This is a genomic window from Streptomyces sp. NPDC029466 (assembly GCF_055574515.1).
Genome location: NZ_JBVHZH010000026.1, coordinates 74,001 through 90,243 on the forward strand (window position 1 = coordinate 74,001; position 16,243 = coordinate 90,243).

The 16,243-nt window shown below is 70.4% G+C and carries 18 protein-coding genes; 11 read left to right on the forward strand and 7 right to left on the reverse strand.

Annotated features, from left to right (window positions below):
- Positions 1-237 precede the first annotated feature (237 nt).
- Both ACZ4XD_RS20735 and ACZ4XD_RS20740 read right to left on the reverse strand, forming a co-directional pair.
- The gene (locus tag ACZ4XD_RS20735; protein WP_468044048.1) at positions 238-861 is read right to left on the reverse strand and encodes a magnetosome magnetite crystal formation protein family; all 624 of its coding nucleotides are present in this window, start codon (positions 859-861) and stop codon (positions 238-240) included.
- A 95-nt stretch (positions 862-956) separates the two neighbouring features.
- Positions 957-1,550, reverse strand: coding sequence for a rhomboid family intramembrane serine protease (locus tag ACZ4XD_RS20740; RefSeq protein WP_468044050.1), 594 nt, complete (start codon positions 1,548-1,550; stop codon positions 957-959).
- Between the two features lie 115 nt (positions 1,551-1,665).
- On the opposite strand from ACZ4XD_RS20740, the gene ACZ4XD_RS20745 reads away from it, so the two are divergent.
- Positions 1,666-2,394, forward strand: coding sequence for a UbiX family flavin prenyltransferase (locus tag ACZ4XD_RS20745; RefSeq protein ID WP_468044052.1), 729 nt, complete (start codon positions 1,666-1,668; stop codon positions 2,392-2,394).
- On the opposite strand, the gene ACZ4XD_RS20750 is transcribed toward ACZ4XD_RS20745, so the two are convergent.
- Positions 2,391-2,522: a hypothetical protein gene (locus ACZ4XD_RS20750; protein ID WP_275451831.1), complete on the reverse strand. Its 132-nt coding sequence runs from the start codon at positions 2,520-2,522 to the stop codon at positions 2,391-2,393. The two genes, ACZ4XD_RS20745 and ACZ4XD_RS20750, sit on opposite strands and share 4 nt — an antisense overlap.
- A gap of 121 nt (positions 2,523-2,643) precedes the next feature.
- Here ACZ4XD_RS20750 and ACZ4XD_RS20755 point away from each other — a divergent pair, with 121 nt between their 5' ends.
- The 5 genes from ACZ4XD_RS20755 (at position 2,644) to ACZ4XD_RS20775 (ending at position 7,233) form a co-directional block, all read left to right on the forward strand.
- Positions 2,644-3,102 carry an Lrp/AsnC family transcriptional regulator gene (locus ACZ4XD_RS20755; protein WP_042155701.1) on the forward strand — a complete coding sequence of 153 codons (459 nt, stop codon included), beginning with the start codon at positions 2,644-2,646 and terminating at the stop codon, positions 3,100-3,102.
- A 159-nt stretch (positions 3,103-3,261) separates the two neighbouring features.
- On the forward strand, positions 3,262-4,425 hold the full coding sequence (mqnE, locus tag ACZ4XD_RS20760; protein ID WP_327159181.1) for an aminofutalosine synthase MqnE: 1,164 nt from the start codon (positions 3,262-3,264) through the stop codon (positions 4,423-4,425).
- A gap of 44 nt (positions 4,426-4,469) precedes the next feature.
- On the forward strand, positions 4,470-4,994 hold the full coding sequence (locus ACZ4XD_RS20765; RefSeq protein WP_468044055.1) for a GNAT family N-acetyltransferase: 525 nt from the start codon (positions 4,470-4,472) through the stop codon (positions 4,992-4,994).
- Positions 4,995-5,131: 137 nt separating this feature from the next.
- Positions 5,132-5,422, forward strand: coding sequence for a DUF4229 domain-containing protein (locus tag ACZ4XD_RS20770; RefSeq protein WP_468044057.1), 291 nt, complete (start codon positions 5,132-5,134; stop codon positions 5,420-5,422).
- Positions 5,423-5,871: 449 nt separating this feature from the next.
- Positions 5,872-7,233, forward strand: a complete 1,362-nt coding sequence (locus ACZ4XD_RS20775; RefSeq protein ID WP_468044059.1) for a dicarboxylate/amino acid:cation symporter — start codon at positions 5,872-5,874, stop codon at positions 7,231-7,233.
- 97 nt (positions 7,234-7,330) lie between these two features.
- On the opposite strand, the gene ACZ4XD_RS20780 is transcribed toward ACZ4XD_RS20775, so the two are convergent.
- The gene (locus ACZ4XD_RS20780) at positions 7,331-8,212 is read right to left on the reverse strand and encodes an alpha/beta fold hydrolase (RefSeq protein WP_468044061.1); all 882 of its coding nucleotides are present in this window, start codon (positions 8,210-8,212) and stop codon (positions 7,331-7,333) included.
- Positions 8,213-8,374: 162 nt separating this feature from the next.
- On the opposite strand from ACZ4XD_RS20780, the gene ACZ4XD_RS20785 reads away from it, so the two are divergent.
- Both ACZ4XD_RS20785 and ACZ4XD_RS20790 read left to right on the forward strand, forming a co-directional pair.
- The gene (locus ACZ4XD_RS20785) at positions 8,375-9,079 is read left to right on the forward strand and encodes a TetR/AcrR family transcriptional regulator (protein ID WP_468044063.1); all 705 of its coding nucleotides are present in this window, start codon (positions 8,375-8,377) and stop codon (positions 9,077-9,079) included.
- Positions 9,080-9,878: 799 nt separating this feature from the next.
- Positions 9,879-11,789, forward strand: coding sequence for an AMP-dependent synthetase/ligase (locus ACZ4XD_RS20790; protein WP_468044065.1), 1,911 nt, complete (start codon positions 9,879-9,881; stop codon positions 11,787-11,789).
- 203 nt (positions 11,790-11,992) lie between these two features.
- On the opposite strand, the gene ACZ4XD_RS20795 is transcribed toward ACZ4XD_RS20790, so the two are convergent.
- The 3 genes from ACZ4XD_RS20795 to ACZ4XD_RS20805 form a co-directional block, all read right to left on the reverse strand.
- Positions 11,993-12,304 (reverse strand): hypothetical protein, encoded by a 312-nt coding sequence (locus ACZ4XD_RS20795; protein ID WP_468044067.1) that lies wholly within the window; start codon positions 12,302-12,304, stop codon positions 11,993-11,995.
- A gap of 16 nt (positions 12,305-12,320) precedes the next feature.
- Entirely contained in the window at positions 12,321-12,458 is a 138-nt protein-coding gene (locus ACZ4XD_RS20800) for a hypothetical protein (protein WP_158092640.1), read from the reverse strand.
- A 435-nt stretch (positions 12,459-12,893) separates the two neighbouring features.
- Positions 12,894-13,097 (reverse strand): cold-shock protein, encoded by a 204-nt coding sequence (locus ACZ4XD_RS20805; protein WP_003984261.1) that lies wholly within the window; start codon positions 13,095-13,097, stop codon positions 12,894-12,896.
- Positions 13,098-13,346: 249 nt separating this feature from the next.
- On the opposite strand from ACZ4XD_RS20805, the gene ACZ4XD_RS20810 reads away from it, so the two are divergent.
- The 3 genes from ACZ4XD_RS20810 to ACZ4XD_RS20820 all read left to right on the forward strand — a co-directional run bounded on the left by ACZ4XD_RS20810 (position 13,347) and on the right by ACZ4XD_RS20820 (position 16,192).
- Positions 13,347-14,249, forward strand: coding sequence for a menaquinone biosynthetic enzyme MqnA/MqnD family protein (locus tag ACZ4XD_RS20810; RefSeq protein WP_423678332.1), 903 nt, complete (start codon positions 13,347-13,349; stop codon positions 14,247-14,249).
- A gap of 184 nt (positions 14,250-14,433) precedes the next feature.
- The gene (mqnC, locus tag ACZ4XD_RS20815) at positions 14,434-15,633 is read left to right on the forward strand and encodes a cyclic dehypoxanthinyl futalosine synthase (protein WP_468044070.1); all 1,200 of its coding nucleotides are present in this window, start codon (positions 14,434-14,436) and stop codon (positions 15,631-15,633) included.
- A gap of 7 nt (positions 15,634-15,640) precedes the next feature.
- A complete protein-coding gene (locus ACZ4XD_RS20820) occupies positions 15,641-16,192 on the forward strand; it encodes an imidazolonepropionase-like domain-containing protein (RefSeq protein ID WP_468044072.1) in 552 nt (183 codons plus the stop codon).
- Positions 16,193-16,243 lie beyond the last annotated feature (51 nt).

The window sequence follows — 16,243 nt, forward strand, 5'->3', positions numbered from 1 at the left end:
GCCTCCTTGTGACTGGCCCCCCGCCGTGCCTGCTGCCTCCTCGCGGCTCCCCCCGCCGCGCCTGCTGCCTGCCTCCTTGTGGCTGTCCCCCGCCGCGCCCGCTGCCTCCTTTTATCCGGCAACGATTACTTAGCGTAATCAGTTCCTTGCGGTGTGTTCGGGCTTGGTGGTCGCTGTCTGCCAGCTGTTCTCGGCAGCGCTCGGCTCTTCTTGCGGTCGGCTCCTCCTGACGGCCGTTCAGCCCTTGCTCAGGGGCCAGGCGATCAGGCGGGGGTAGGTCCACAGTTCGCCGCGGTTTGCCTTGACCGTGGCGATGATGGCGCAGATGACGCCGGCGAGGGCGTAGCCGGCGAAGATGACGATCACGGTGACCAGGGGGACCGCGAGGCCGGAGCTGTTGCGCTGTTCTTCCGTGGCGACCGCGGCGAAGGTGAAGGCGCTGGCGACGTACAGCACCAGTCCGAAGGCCGCCATGATGGCCTGGGTGATGCCGTAGTTCACGGCCTGGGTGGCGTGGTGGCGGAGGTACGGGTCGTGCTGGTGGCGGTCGTTGCCGCGCAGGGACAGCGGGTAGACCCAGCCGAGGAAGGCGCCCAGGCCGCAGCACATCATCGTGCCCCCGGTGATGGTCAGCAGCGCGCCGAGGTGGGACCACATCGCGGGGCCGGACGACGGAGCGGGCGGCCGGGGGCCGTAGCCGGGCTGCGGGGCGCCGGGGTAGCCGTAGCCGCCGGGCTGTAGCGCGCCCTGCTGCGGCGCGCCCGGCTGTGGCGCGCCGGGCCAGCCCTGCTGGGGTGCCCCGTACGGCTGCTGTGGTCCGCCGGCCGGTGGACCGTATCCGGGCTGGTGGTAGTCGGACATGCTTGCTCACCCCGTGTTACTGCGTGGCGCCTTCGGGCGCTGTGTGGCACGCGCGCGGCCGTGCGGTGGCCCCGCGGCGCCTGTTCGGATCGAGGCTATGCGATGGGTCGGACATCGGCGGCGGGCAGGGCGCCGGGAGCGCGCCCCCGGAAGACGAACGCTGCCAGCACCCCGCCTATCAGCCCGAACAGGTGCCCCTGCCAGCTGATGCCGCTGTCGGTCGGCAGCGCGCCCCACAGGATCGAGCCGTAGAGCACGCCCACGACCAGGCCGATGCCGATGTCGAGGAGTTTGCGCTCGATGAAGCCGCGCACCAGGAGGTAGCCGAAGAGCCCGAAGACGACTCCGGAGGCGCCCGCGGTGTTGCTGTCCGGCGCGGCCGTGAACCAGACGCCCACTCCGCTGGTGAGGATGATCAGCGCGGCGACGGCGAGGAAGCGCCGCACCCCGCTGCGCAGTGCGGCGACCAGGCCGAGCAGCAGCAACGGCAGGGTGTTCGCCACGAGATGGCCGAAGCCGAAGTGCAGGAAGGCGGCGGGCACGACATCGGCCAGCTCGGCGGGTTCGCGCGGGGTGATCCCGTAGGTGTCCAGTGCGCCGCCGGTGGCGAAGTCGACGCCCTCCAGCAGCCAGAGCAGGGCCACCCAGCCCAGCATCAGGCAGATCGCGGGCTTCGCGCGTGAGGTCATCTCCGGCCGTCCCTTCTCGTCCCCCGGTGGGCGGCCCCCGGCGGAGGTCCGCGAGGGGCGCACAGGTAGGAACGGCCGTGAGGGGGTCCGTGGTTCCGCCGGATAGGCTCGATGCGTGGAGCCGCCGCACAACGACACCAGTAAGCAGGGCCCCGGCCGCCGCCGTCCGTGGGTCGTGGGGATCTCCGGCGCGTCCGGGACGCCGTATGCCGCGTCCGTGCTGCGCGGGCTGCTCGCCGCCGGGGAGGCGGTGGACCTGATCGTCAGCCGGGCGTCGCGGCTGACCCTCCTGGACGAGACGGGCATCGCCTTCCGGGACGCGCATTGGCGCGCCGACCTGCGGGAATGGCTGGCGCGCGGAGCCGATGGCAAGCCGGCGACGTTTCCGGTGACGGAGGCGGACCTGGCAAAGGTGCGGTACTGGCCGGCCGGGGATCTGGCGGCCGGGCCCTCGTCGGGCTCGTATCCGGTGAAGGGGATGCTGATCGTCCCGGCGAGCACGGCGTGTGTGGCCGGGGTGGCGCTGGGGCTCTCGAAGGATCTGCTCCAGCGGGTGGCGAGCGTGACGCTCAAGGAGCGGCGGCGGCTGGTGGTCGCGGTGCGCGAGACGCCGTTGAACGGGCCGACGCTGAAGCATCTGGTGACGCTGGACGAGGCGGGCGCCGTGGTGCTGCCCGCCTCACCGGCGTTCTATGCGGGGGCGACGCACATCCAGGATCTGGTGGACTTCGTCGCGGGCCGGGTGCTCGATGCGGCGGAGGTGCCGCACGGGCTGTACCGGCGGTGGGAAGGGGAGCTGCGGGGTGGCTCCAGGGAAGTGGAGGAGGCCCCGGAGGCTCCTTAGCGCTGCTTCGCTGCGGCGCGGCCGAAGAGGCGCCGGGTCCGCGGTGCGGCGGAGCGGTGGGCACGTGAACGATTGGCCTGGTCCTGAAGCTCGCGCATGCGGGCGTAGGCCATCTCGATCGAGTACACGGTGACAACTCCTGCGAGATCGTCTGTGGTCGACTGAAAGATTCGCAGGGTTGAGGCCCTGTATGCCTTAGATTCTACATGCAGAACCCGAATATGCGTAAAGATTGGAAGGCTTGAGGGCATGGACGCGGTGGATAGGCAGCTCATCCAGGCACTTCGCGAGAACGGCCGGGCCTCGTATGCGGAGCTCGGCCGGCTCGTCGGCCTCTCCGGGCCCAGCGTCACCGACCGGATCAACCGCCTGGAGGCGGCCGGCGTGATCACCGGCTACCGCGCGACGGTCGACGCCGCCTCGCTCGGCCTCGGCGTCACGGCGCTGGTGGGCATCTCGCTGTCGGACGCCACCGACCACGAGGACGTCGCACAGCGGCTGCGCGACCTCGAAGAGATCGAGGACTGCTGGTTCATCGCCGGCGACGACTCGTACATGCTCAAGGTGCGGGTGGGTGACGTGGACGGCCTGGAGCGCACCATCCGGCGGCTGTCCGGCACCAAGGGCGTCTCCCGTACGCGCACCACGATCGTGCTCTCCACCAAATGGGAGAACCGCGTCGGCCAACTGCCCGAAGAGGCCGAGTAGGCCACCGGGCGCCACCGGTACCCACCGGGGCGGACGGGCGCGCCAGGGGGCTCCGTCCGCCTCTCTTACGGGGGAGTACGCTCGGTGAAGCCCGTTTCCGGCTCCGGAGGAACGGCACCGATACGGCAGAGACTGGGAGGCGACCGGATGGCTGCGTCGATGGATGTGGGCCTCAAGCGCGAGCTGGAGGCGAAGGTCCACGCCGGGGAGCGGCTGACCCGCGAGGACGGTATCGCCCTCTACGAGTCCGACGACCTGGCCTGGCTGGGCGGCCTCGCCCATGAGGTGCGTACGCGCAAGAACGGCGACGTCGTCCACTTCAACGTCAACCGTCACCTCAACATGACGAATGTGTGCACCGCGTCGTGCGCCTACTGCTCCTTCCAGCGCAAGCCGGGCGAGAAGGACGCGTACACGATGCGCATCGAGGAGGCCGTCCGCCTCGCCAAGGCGATGGAGAACGACAACCTCACCGAGCTGCACATCGTCAACGGGCTCCACCCCAACCTGCCGTGGCGCTACTACCCCCGCTCGCTCAGCGAGCTGAAGAAGGCGCTGCCGAACGTCTCCCTGAAGGCCTTCACCGCCACCGAGATCCACCACTTCGAGACCATCTCCGGGCTCTCCGCCTCCGAGATCCTCGACGAGCTGATCGAGGCCGGTCTGGAGTCGCTGACCGGCGGCGGTGCCGAGATCTTCGACTGGGAGGTCCGGCAGCACATCGTCGACCACCGCACCCACTGGGAAGACTGGTCGCGCATCCACCGCCTCGCCCACGAAAAGGGCCTCAAGACCCCCTCGACGATGCTCTACGGGCACATCGAGGAGCCCCGCCACCGCGTCGACCACGTCCTGCGGCTGCGTGAGCTCCAGGACGAGACCGGCGGCTTCCAGGTCTTCATCCCGCTGCGCTACCAGCACGACTTCGTCGACATGCAGGACGGCAAGGTCCGCAACAAGCTCCAGGCCCGGACGACGATGGCGACCGGCGCCGAGGCCCTGAAGACCTTCGCGGTCTCCCGCCTCCTTTTCGACAACGTCCCGCACGTCAAGTGCTTCTGGGTGATGCACGGTCTGCAGACCACCCAGCTCGCCCTTCAGCACGGCGCGGACGACATGGACGGCTCGGTCGTCGAGTACAAGATCACGCACGACGCGGACAACTACGGCACGCCGAACAAGCTGACCCGTGAGGACCTGCTGGAGCTGATCCGCGACGCCGGCTTCCGCCCCGTCGAGCGCAACACCCGCTACGAGGCCATCCGCGAGTACCCGGGCCCGGACCCGGACCGCCGCGAATCCCCGCAGCCGATGCGCGTCTGACCTGCTCGAAAGCGCCGTCGGCGGGGAGCGTTAGGGTCCGGGTCATGAACGTGCGTTTCGACCTGGACCCTTCTGTCACCCCCGAACTCCGTGACGGGATATGCGCGTTGTGGGCCGATGTCTCCAACGCCGGGGGCGCGGTCGGGTTCGTCCCGCCGGTGACCCGCGAGGAGGTCCGCCCGGAGCTGCGGGGGCATCTGACGGCCATGGCCGAGGGGCGCCAGCGCCTGGTGGTGGGCCGTGACGCGGACGGCCGGGTGCTGGCCACGGCGTTCCTCACCACCAACACCCACCGCCTGATGAAGCACTGGCTGTGGGTCTACACCGTCATGGTCCACCCCGCCCTCCAGGGCCGGGGCACCGGCCGCCGGCTGATGGCGGCGGTCGCCGACGCCGCCCGCTCCGTCGATGGGGTCACCGCGCTCCGCCTCACCTGCCGCGGCGGCTCCGGCGCCCGCCCCTTCTACGAGGCCTGCGGCTACCGGGAGGTCGGCCGGGTGCCCGGCGCGATCCGGGTGGCGGACGACGACTACCGCGACGACATCACCATGTGGCTGGATCTGGGCTGACGAGCGGGCCCGGGGGCGCCGTGCGGGGCGGGCCGCGCCATGACCGGGCTGCGGCGGGGGCCGCGAAGATCGCCCGAAGCGCTGTGCTTGACTGGATGCAGACCCTTTAGGTTGCCGTTGAGGAGAAGGTCCCATCCGTGAGTAGCCACAACTTCGCCACGCTCCGCTACACCGCCCTTCGCATCGGCCTCTTCGTCGCCTCGTTCGCCGTGGTGTGGGTGCTGGCGTACGCCCACGTGATTCCGCTCGGGATCGGCGCCTCCAACATCTTCTGGCTGCTGCTGCTCGCCGTCGTGATCTCCGCGCCGCTCAGCTTCGTGCTGCTGCGCAAGCAGCGGGACGCGATGGCCGAGCAGATCGCGCCCAAGGTCGATCGCCAGCGTGCGCGCTTCGCGGCCAGCGCCGGCCAGGAGGACGGCCTGAAGTAAGGCCGCCCACCGGGGCCACCGGCCCCGTGATGTAACACGCCTCACAGCCGCTTCGTCGCGACAGGCGCCCGTCGCCGTGGACTTCGCTCCACGGGCGGGCGCCTGTCGCGTTTCTGACGGCGGGTCCGGTGGGCGCACGGCGCCGGGAACCCAAAGATTTTCTTTGGGTTCCTCAAAGTTCAAGTGTTAACGTTCGTGTCATGAAGACAGCAGCCGCGCCTCCGTCCCCCATGAGCACTCCGCTCGTGGCGCGCCTGCATGTCGATCTCTGCCGCTGTATGTCCGCGGCCTGTTGCCGCCGCTGACCTCTCTCCTCCAGCGGCCGGAGATCCTTCTCCCCACCCCTCCGGGCGGGAGAGGCCCGCAACGCTGCTGCTCCGCAGCCGCTTGAGTCCCTGGCGCTTCTTTTCGCCGTCCCTGACGCCTGACCTGTTCCCGGAGTGTGTCCCTTGTCCCCGTCCGCCGAGACGTCCGAGTCCGCACCGGCGCCGCAGCGCCCCACGTCCTCCCGCATACCCACGATCCCGTTCTGGGTACAGATCCTGACCGGCCTCGCCCTGGGCGTGCTGCTCGGCTGGGTCGCCAAGAGCGGTGACGTCGGCTGGCTCACCACCACGCTTCAGCACATCGGCGACCTCTTCGTCCAGCTGCTGAAGCTGGCCGTGGCGCCGCTGGTCTTCTTCGCGATCCTGGTGTCGATCACCAACCTGCGGCAGGTCAACAACGCCGCCCGGCTCGCCTCCCGCACCCTGCTGTGGTTCATGGTCACCTCGCTGATCGCGGTCGCGATCGGCCTGGCGATCGGCCTGCTCAGCAACCCCGGCGCGGGCACCGGCCTGACCCCCAAGGACGGCAAGGCCCCCGACGAGGCAGGCTCCTGGATCGACTTCCTGACCGGCATCGTCCCCACCGACATCATCACGCCGTTCACCGAGCTGAACGTCCTCCAGATCGTCTTCATGGCCGCCGTCGCCGGTATCGCGGCGCTCCAGCTCGGCGAGAAGGCCGAGCCGGTCCTCGCGCTCAGCCGCTCGGTGCTGGAGCTGCTCCAGAAGGCCCTGTGGTGGGTCATCCGCCTCGCCCCGATCGGCACCGTCGGCCTCATCGGCAACGCGATCGCGACGTACGGCTGGAACCTCATCGGCAAGTACGCGACCTTCACCGTCGACATCTACGTCGGCTGCGCGCTCGTCCTCTTCGGCGTCTACCCGCTGCTGCTGTCGACCGTCGCCAAGGTCAACCCGCTCCAGTTCTTCCGCGGCGCCTGGCCCGCCATCCAGCTGGCCTTCGTCTCCCGCTCCTCGGTCGGCACCATGCCGGTCACCCAGCAGGTCGTCCAGCGCCTCGGCGTGCCGCGTGAGTACGCCTCCTTCGCGGTGCCGTTCGGCTCGACGACCAAGATGGACGGCTGCGCCTCGATCTACCCGGCGATCGCCGCGATCTTCATCGCCCAGATCTTCAACGTCGACCTGGGCATCGGCGACTACCTCCTGATCGCCTTCGTCTCCGTCATCGGCTCCGCCGCCACCGCCGGCCTCACCGGCGCCACGGTCATGCTGACGCTGACCCTCTCCACCCTGGGCCTCCCCCTGGAGGGCGTCGGCCTGCTGATGGCCATCGACCCCATCCTGGACATGATGCGCACCGCCACCAACGTGGCCGGTCAGGCCGTCATCCCGATCCTGGTCTCCGCCCGGGAAAAGCTCCTCGACCGCGACGCGTACAACGGGGCGCGGAGCATCTCCCTGGACACGGCCGCCGCCGAGGAAGCGGAAGCAGCGGCCTCCGTACCGGCACCGGCTGCCGCCTAGCGTTCCGAGCCGTCCCCCTGACTGCGCCCCGGCCGCACGGAAAGGCCGGGGCGCAGCCGTATGCCCCCGCTGTCTGCGGACCGGGGCGGGACCGGTTTCAGGCCACCGTCACCGCTCCCGTGCGGGCCAGGATCGCGGTGGCCAGTGGTGCGTGGACGGCGGGCGGGAGGGCATGTCCCATGCCCGGGATCTCGACGAGTTCCGCGCCCTGGACGCACTGGGCCAGGTGCTGGGCGTGCGGCGGCGGGAAGACCGGGTCGCAGGGTGCGCTGACCACCAGGGCCGGTACCTCGTTCCGGGCGAGCCGGTCCGTGCGGAGCATGCCGTCGTGCTCCGCACGGCCGTGTGCGGTGCCCACCCGGTGGTGTCCCGTGTGCGCGATGACCCGGTGCTCGAAGGCGCGGAAGTAGGCGTCATCGAAGGGGAGCCGGTCACCGGCGAGTACGCGCCAGTGTTCGATCCGGCGCTCCACTTCGGCCGCCGGGCCGTGCTCCTCGACCGGACGCGACCACAGCTCCAGGACCTCGGGCGAGATGCCCGGCAGTGCGTCGGCCGGGACCGTGCTGCCGTCGGGGCGGGTGCAGCGGTTGGTGCTGAGGGCCATGGTGCTGATGAGAGTGGCGCTGAGCAGTCGGTCGGGGTGGTCGGCGAGCACCATCTGGGCGAGCATGCCGCCCAATGACATGCCGACGATATGGGCCCGGTCGATGCCCAGCCCGTCCAGGACCGCGATCACGTCATCGGCGAGATCGGCGATCCGGTAGGGCCGTTCCTCGAAGGACCAGGTGGAGCGGCCGGTGTCGCGGTGGTCGTAGCGGACGACCCGGTGGTGCGCGGCCAGCGCGTCGACCAGCGGCTCCGGCCAGCCGAGGCCACTCGCCTGGGCACCCATGATCAGCAGCAGCGGGGCCGCGTCGGCGGCGCCGCGCTGCTCGGTCCACAGGCGGACGTCGGGGGCGGCGTCGATGAACTGCCGCATGGGGTCCTCCCGGTGATGTGGACAAGGCGTCGTCTCACCAGACGCGGCGCGACGATACGTATCGTCTCGTCATAGCTGAGAACGCGTCAAGAGGCGAGGGGTGGGAAGCGAAGATCGTAAACTTACTTTGCAGTAAAGGGGCGGGATGGAGGGACATTCGGGGTGGGAGCTGTGAAGAGCAAGCGGGTGCCGCGCGCCGTCCGGGAGCAGCAGATGCTGGACGCGGCGGTACTGACCTTCGCGCGGCGCGGATACCGGGCGGCCTCGATGGACGAGATCGCCGAACTGGCCGGAGTCTCCAAGCCGCTGGTCTATCTCTACCTGAATTCGAAGGAAGACCTGTTCAACACGGTGATCCGGCGGGAGTCGGCGGCGCTGGTGGCGGCCGTGACCTCGGCCGTCGAGCCGGGGGCGGCGGCCGACCGGCAGCTGTGCAGCGGCCTGAAGGGCTTCTTCGCGCACACCGCCGAGCATCCGTACGGCTGGGCCGTACTCCACCAGCAGGCGCGGACGCACGGTGAGCCGTTCGCGCGCGAAGTGGCCGCGCTGCGGGCGGAAATCGTCGCGTTCGTCACGGAATTGCTCGGTGCAGCCGCAAAGGAGGCGGGCTGCGTCGGCGAGTTGGCCGAACGGGAGGTCGCCGGCCTCGCGCACGCGCTGGTCGGCGCGGCCGAGTCACTCGCCGAGTGGGCCAATGTCCGTACGGACGAAGGGGATTCGGGTGACCCCGAGCATCCACCGGCCAAGGACACCGCGGCCACGATGATGAACTTCGCCTGGATGGGCCTCAATCAGCTCATGGGCGGAGAGCGCTGGGTGCCGGGCGGTCTCGTCGACCACGAGAGCCGCTCCTGCGCCGGGCGCTGACCCGGCCCGCGCGCCGACTGCCGCCCCGCTCCCGGTCCTCCGGGGCCGGGGCGGCTTCGTCATTGACGGCACGAAGTTGGTGCCGGGGTATTGGCCAACTCGCGGCCCTCGCATAGCTTTACCTCGAAGTAAGGTTACTTCCGGGTCAGGTGGGTCTCGTTTTTGGCTGCGGGTGGGTTGTGGCTGGGCGCGCGGCCGTTAGGTCGCCGTACGTTGTTTGGTGCGGCGCCGTGGTGGCTGGGCGCGCAGTTCCCCGCGCCCCTGTGTTGGCGCCGTACGTTGTTTGGTGCGGCGCCGTGGTGGCTGGCGCCGTTGCGGGTTGCGTGGGTGCCGCGGGGGTCGGAGGGGACGCACCGGGACCCGTCCTCGGCCCGGGCGACGCGGGTCCATGGGATTGATTGCCCCGGCGTTTGCTCCGGTCCTGCGGGCGGGCCCCGGTACATCCCCTCCGACCGTCCAGCGTTGCCGACTGCCGGACGGTGGCACCGTCCGTCACCACCCCTCTCAGCCCTCGCCCAACCTGCCCGGGGGCCAGATGCCTGCCAAGGGGTGCCGCTGCATGGCTGCCGTAACAGTCATCGGTACGGCGGGACGGCCGCGCACAGACGGAGGTCGGAGGGGATGTCCGGTGCCCCGCCCGCAGGACCGGAGCGAACGCCGGGGTGCCTTACCTCTGGGAGCAGGGCCGCCCGCGCCGAGGACGGGGTACCGGGCGTCCCCTCCGACCCACCACCCCCAAGCCGTAGGCGAACGGCGCCCAGCCACCGGCAACGTGCACAGGAATGACGAGGAGCCGCTCGTGTCTCACCAGGAAAGTGCAGCGTCCACCCCCGCCCCCACCCTCACCGAGCCGCAGAAAACCCTGGTCGACGGCACGGTCCGCGAGGTCTACGTCCCTCCGCTGGCCCCGCCCGTGCGCAGCGGGTCGCTCGGGGACCTTCCCTTCGCCAACGCCGAGGAGGCCCCCGGCGACGTCGTGCTCGCCCGTAAGCAGCCCAGCGGCATCTGGCGCGACATCACTGCCGCGGAGTTCGCCGCAGAGGTACGCGCTGTCGCCAAGGGCCTGCTCGCGTCCGGCCTCCGCCCCGGCGACCGGCTCGCGATCATGGCCCGTACGACCTACGAGTGGACCCTCGTCGACTTCGCCGCCTGGGCGGCCGGTCTGGTCACCGTCCCCCTCTACCCCACGTCCTCCGCCCACCAGGCGCAGTGGATCCTGCACGACTCCGGCGCCCGCGCCTGCGTCGTGGAGGGCGTCGACGAGGCCCGTCTGATCAGCGGCCTCCGCGCTGAACTCCCCGCCCTGGACCACCTGTGGCAGTTCAACACCGGCGCCGTCCCCCAACTCGTCGCTGCGGGCCGCGACATACCGGACGAGGCGGTCGACCGGTGCCGCGCCGCCACCGGCCCGTACGCCCTCGCCACCCTCATCTACACCTCCGGCACCACCGGCCGTCCCAAGGGCTGTGCCCTCACCCACGCCAACTTCTTCGCCGAGGCCGACAACGCCGTCGAGCTGCTGCATCCGGTCTTCAAGTCGGTCAGCGAGGAGCCCGCCGCCACCCTCCTCTTCCTGCCGCTCTCCCATGTCTTCGGCCGTATGGTCGCGGTCGGCTGTCTGCGCGCCCGCGTCCGCCTCGGGCACGCCCCCAGCATCCGGACCGACGAGCTGCTCGCCGACCTGGCCGGCTTCCGGCCGACGTTCCTGCTGGCCATCCCGTATGTCCTGGAGAAGGTTTTCAACACCGGACGGGCCACCGCGGAGAAGATGGGCCGGGCCGCCTCCTTCGACCGCGCGGTCCGTGTCGCGCGCTCCTACGGCGAGGCCGTCGAGGCCAAGGAGCACGGGACCGGCCCGGGCCCCGGCGTGGCCCTCAAGGGCGCCCGTAAGCTCTACGATCCGCTCGTCTACCGCCGCATCCGGGCCGCCCTCGGCGGCAAGGTGCGCCACGTCCTCTGCGGCGGTTCACCCCTCGGCCGCCGCCTCGCCGCGTTCTACACCGGCGCCGGCATCGAGATCTTCGAGGGCTACGGCCTGACGGAGACCACCGCCGCCACGACCGTCACCCCGCCCCTCCGGCCCCGTATCGGCACGGTCGGCTGGCCGCTCCCCGGTACGGCCGTACGCATCGCCGACGACGGCGAGATCCTGATCCACGGCGACCACGTGTTCTCCGGCTACTGGGACGCGGACCTCGGCGCGGCCCGCCCCGTCACCGACCAGGGCTGGCTGGCGACCGGTGACCTCGGGGCTCTCGATGCGGACGGCTACCTCACGATCACCGGACGCAAGAAGGAGATCATCGTGACGACGGGCGGCAAGAACGTCGCCCCGGCCCCTCTGGAGGACCGCCTCCGGTCACACCCTCTCGTAGGCCAGTGCATGGTCATCGGCGACAACCGCCCCTACATCACCGCGCTGATCACCCTGGAGCCGGACGGGCTCGCGCACTGGCGCCAGATGAACAAGAAAACGGACCTGCCGCCCGAGCGCCTGGTCCGCGACGAGCGCCTGCTGGCCGACATCCAGCGCGCCGTCGACGACGCCAACGAGCTGGTCTCCCGCGCCGAATCCATCCGCCGCTTCGCGGTCCTCCCGGTGGACTTCAGCGAGGAAACCGGGCACCTCACCCCGTCCCTGAAGCTCCGCCGGGCCGCCGTGGCCCGCGATTTCGCCAAAGACATAGCGGCCCTTTACGAAAGCAGGTGACCCCCGGTCTGGAGCAAAAGCCCTCGGCGCGTCAAACTGGAACCCCGTGTCACCTCTGTGGGGGAGGTGGCACGGGGTCTGACGTGCGATGCCGTGCCACGGCATCTGGCTGACTTCCACCGGGCGGACCGGTGGCCGTCGGCGCGGCGTACCTCCAGGGGTCGGTCAAAGGGGCTGTTCCGGGGCGAGTTGTCCGGGTCTTCTCAGCGTGGCGGCAGGGCCACGGCCGTCTGCATATCGCAGGTGTTGCACCAGAACGCCCAGCCGTTGGCGTCGACGGACCGCGACCCGCAGGCCAGACACGGGTCGCCCACGAAACTCGCGGCGACCCAGGATCCGGCGGTCGCCGCGCGCCGCCCGGCGACCGCGCATTCGTCGGCGTAGCAGGGAATGCACAACCCGCCCTGCTGGCCGGGCAGTTTCATCGACCGTATCCCGCAGGTCGAGCACGGCAGCGTGCCGACGTCCTGCTCGTCCAGGCCGACCGGCTTACCGTGCCTGCTGGAGGCCGCCATGTCGCCTCTGCCTCCTCTATGCCAGGACGGTTCCGGTGCCGCCACAACCGGAGCACTGCGTGGTGACGCGGTCGCCGGTCGGCGTCTCCCAGTCCACGGTGCCTCTGCCGGCGCAGTCGGGGCAGGGCTTCTGCGGGGGCAAGTGCTCGCTCATTCTGCCCACGGTATGCCGGGTCATGTTCCGATGTGACCACTTTCCGTGATCGCTTCGGTACGGAGTTGCGTCGGTGCGGTGCGCGCCCCCATGTATGCGGTGGGCCGAGCGGGCACGGGGCGGGCGCTGCCGCGGGGACGCGGGGAGGGCGGCGCGCCCGGCGGGGGGAATCCGGGTATTCCTTCCCCTGCGGTTCGACCGGCCGGGAGTCGAGGTGGCCTGTGAATCCGCGGTCATTGGCGGAAGAATTCCCTAATGCGTGTGGCATTCGGGTCTGTCATGCGCCGGACGACCAGAATTCATGTGTCCGCCATTCGTGGCGGTGCGCGTGTCGGTGGCGAAAAGGCAGGAGCCCCGCTCGCCACCGAAGTGGCGGAGCGAGGCTCCTTGGGTACTGCTTAGGGGCGACCTGGAAGAAATTCCGGGCCGGGCAACTTAGACCGGCGTGACGTTCTCCGCCTGCGGACCCTTCGGGCCCTGCGTGACGTCGAAGTTCACCTGCTGGTTCTCCTCCAGGGAGCGGAAGCCAGAGGCGTTGATCGCCGAGTAGTGGACGAAGACATCCGGGCCGCCGCCGTCCTGGGCGATGAAGCCGAAGCCCTTTTCAGCGTTGAACCACTTGACGGTTCCGGTAGCCATAAGCCCTCCTTGGGCCAAAGGGTTGCCCTGCTCCAGAACCTGCAAAGAAGTCTGAAACTACAAGAGCCTGCGGGGTCACATGCTCCGCAGGCTCTGTACTGCAAGGGAAACCAAACTGCAACTTGCGCTGAGCGTAGCATGTGCTGCTCCTGAGGCGGAAGAGCCAAAGATCACGTTTAACCGACCGCACTAACGTCCATACCGCGACCCGCCGCGCTGCCCCTGGGGAGACAGGTCTAGCCTCCGCATGTGGACAATTCAACCTTCGGAGACGCACCCGCGGGAGCCGACGCCGGCCGCCGTCGCAGCCGGCCGCGAGTGGGCCACATCCAGTTCCTGAACTGCCTGCCCCTTTACTGGGGCCTGGCCCGTACGGGCACCCTGCTCGATCTGGATCTCAGCAAGGACACGCCGGAGAAACTCAGCGAGCAGCTGGTCCGCGGGGACCTCGACATCGCGCCGATCACGCTCGTCGAATTCCTGCGGGCCGCCGACGACCTCGTCGCCTTCCCCGACCTCGCCGTCGGCTGTGACGGCCCGGTGATGTCCTGCGTGATCGTCTCGCAGAAGCCGCTGGACCAGCTGGACGGTGCCCGGGTCGCGCTCGGATCGACCTCGCGGACGTCCGTACGGCTGGCGCAGCTGCTGCTCGCCGAGAAGATCGGGGTGCGGCCCGACTACTACACCTGCCCGCCGGACCTGGGGCTGATGATGCAGGAGGCGGACGCGGCGGTGCTGATCGGCGATGCCGCGCTGCGCGCCAATCTGCACGACGGGCCGCGGCTGGGCCTGGAGGTGCACGACCTCGGCCAGATGTGGAAGGACTGGACGGGTCTGCCGTTCGTCTTCGCCGTCTGGGCGACCCGGCGCGAGTACCTGGAGCGCGAGCCGGCCGTGGTGCAGAAGGTGCACGAGGCGTTTCTCGCCTCGCGTGATCTGTCGCTGGAGGAGGTCGCCAAGGTCGCCGAGCAGGCGGCCCGCTGGGAGACCTTCGACGAACCGGTGCTGGAGCGCTACTTCACCACGCTGGACTTCCGCTTCGGGCCCGCGCAGCTCAAGGGTGTCGCGGAATTCGCCCGGCGGGTCGGGCCGACGACCGGGTTCCCGGCGGATGTGACGGTGGAGCTGCTGGAGCCGGCGGCCGCCCGTTAGCGAGCGGCGGCGCGGCGCGGCACCCACTGCCGGGGCGAAGGGGTACGTCCGGTACTCCTGAGCCCGGCCGTGGCCTCCTTCCGGGGTGCGCCGCGGGTGGCCGCCCGGCCGGGCGGCGGGGCTGTCGTACCCCTGACGTACGCTGGTTCAGTTCGTGATGCCCGCCTGCGAAAGGGACGCCCCGGTGACCGAGAACGCCGACCTCCAGTCCGTACTCGACCGCGCCGCGCAGGGCGGCCGCATCACGCCGGAGGAAGCGCTCGACCTGTACCGCTCCGCTCCGCTGCACGCGCTGGGCAAGGCCGCCGACGCCGTCCGCCGCCGCCGCTACGCCGGCACCGAGCACATCGCGACGTACATCATCGAACGCAACATCAACTACACCAATGTGTGCGTGACGGCCTGCAAGTTCTGCGCCTTCTACGCCGCGCCCAAGGACACCGCCAAGGGCTGGACCCGCGACCTCGACGACATCCTGCGGCGCTGCGCGGAGACCGTCGAGCTGGGCGGCACCCAGATCATGTTCCAGGGTGGCCACCACCCGGACTACGGCGTCGAGTACTACGAAGAGCACTTCTCCGCCATCAAGAAGGCATTCCCGCAGCTGGTCATCCACTCCCTCGGCGCCTCCGAGGTCGAGCACATGGCCCGGATCTCCAAGGTGTCCGTCGAGGAGGCCATCCAGCGCATCCACGCCGCCGGCCTGGACTCCTTCGCGGGTGCCGGTGCCGAGCTGCTGCCGGCGCGCCCCCGTAAGGCCATCGCGCCGCTGAAGGAGTCCGGCGAGCGCTGGCTGGAGATCATGGAGACGGCCCATGAGCTGGGCGTGGAGTCGACCTCCACGATGCTGATGGGCACCGGCGAGACCAACGCCGAGCGGATCGAGCACCTGCGGATGATCCGTGACGTCCAGGACCGTACGGGCGGCTTCCGCGCCTTCATCCCGTACACCTACCAGCCGGAGAACAACCACCTGAAGGGCCGGACGCAGGCCACCCTCTTCGAGTACCTGCGCATGATCGCCATCGGCCGGCTCTTCTTCGACAATGTCGCGCACATCCAGGGCTCGTGGCTGACCACCGGTAAGGAGATCGGTCAGCTGTCGCTGCACTACGGCGCGGACGACCTCGGCTCGATCATGCTGGAGGAGAACGTGGTCTCCTCGGCCGGCGCCAAGCACCGCTCCAACCGCACGGAGATCATCGACCTGATCCGCAAGGCGGGCCGGGTCCCGGGGCAGCGCGCGACGACGTACGAGCACCTGCTCGTGCACGACGACCCGGCCAACGACCCGGTCGACGACAAGGTCGTCTCGCATCTGTCGTCGACGGCGATCGAGGGCGGCACCGCCCATCCGGAACTGAAGCTGGTCGACGCCAACTGAGCCGCGGATGCTGACACTTCACCGGGTCCGGGGTGTCCGGCCCGGTCATGACGGGGAGCCGCTGGCCGGGTACGCGGTCCTCGTCGACGGCGCCCGTCTCGCCGCCATCGGCCCGTACGAGGAGCTGTCGGCGGCCTACGGCGGCCGGGCGCGGGTCCGGGAGTGGGACGGCGTGCTGACTCCGGGCCGGTACGAGCCCGCGGCCGCCGCGCTGTTGGAGTCCGCCTACCACCCCGATCCGCGCGAGGCCGACGAGCTCGGCAGCGAGCCGCTCACCGGCGAGGCGCTCGCCGCCCTCGACATGACCGAGACCCGCTGGGGGGCCAGCGCCCGCCGTGGCCTGCAGCGCCTGCTGGCCGCCGGGACGACGGCGCTGACCGGGCCGTTCACCCGGCCCGCGGTCCGTACGGCCGTCCAGCGGTCCGGGCTCGCGGAGCCGCCCGGCGGCCGCCCCCGTGCGCTGACCGTGGGCGGCGCGGCCGATTTCGCGGTCTTCGCCGAGGACGGCAGCTGTCTGGCCACCGTCCTCGCCGGCCGTCTGGTGTACCGCCGCCGCTGACGGCGGGCGTGCCGGGGCGTGCCCGGTGCGGTCCCCGGCCCCGGCACGGTG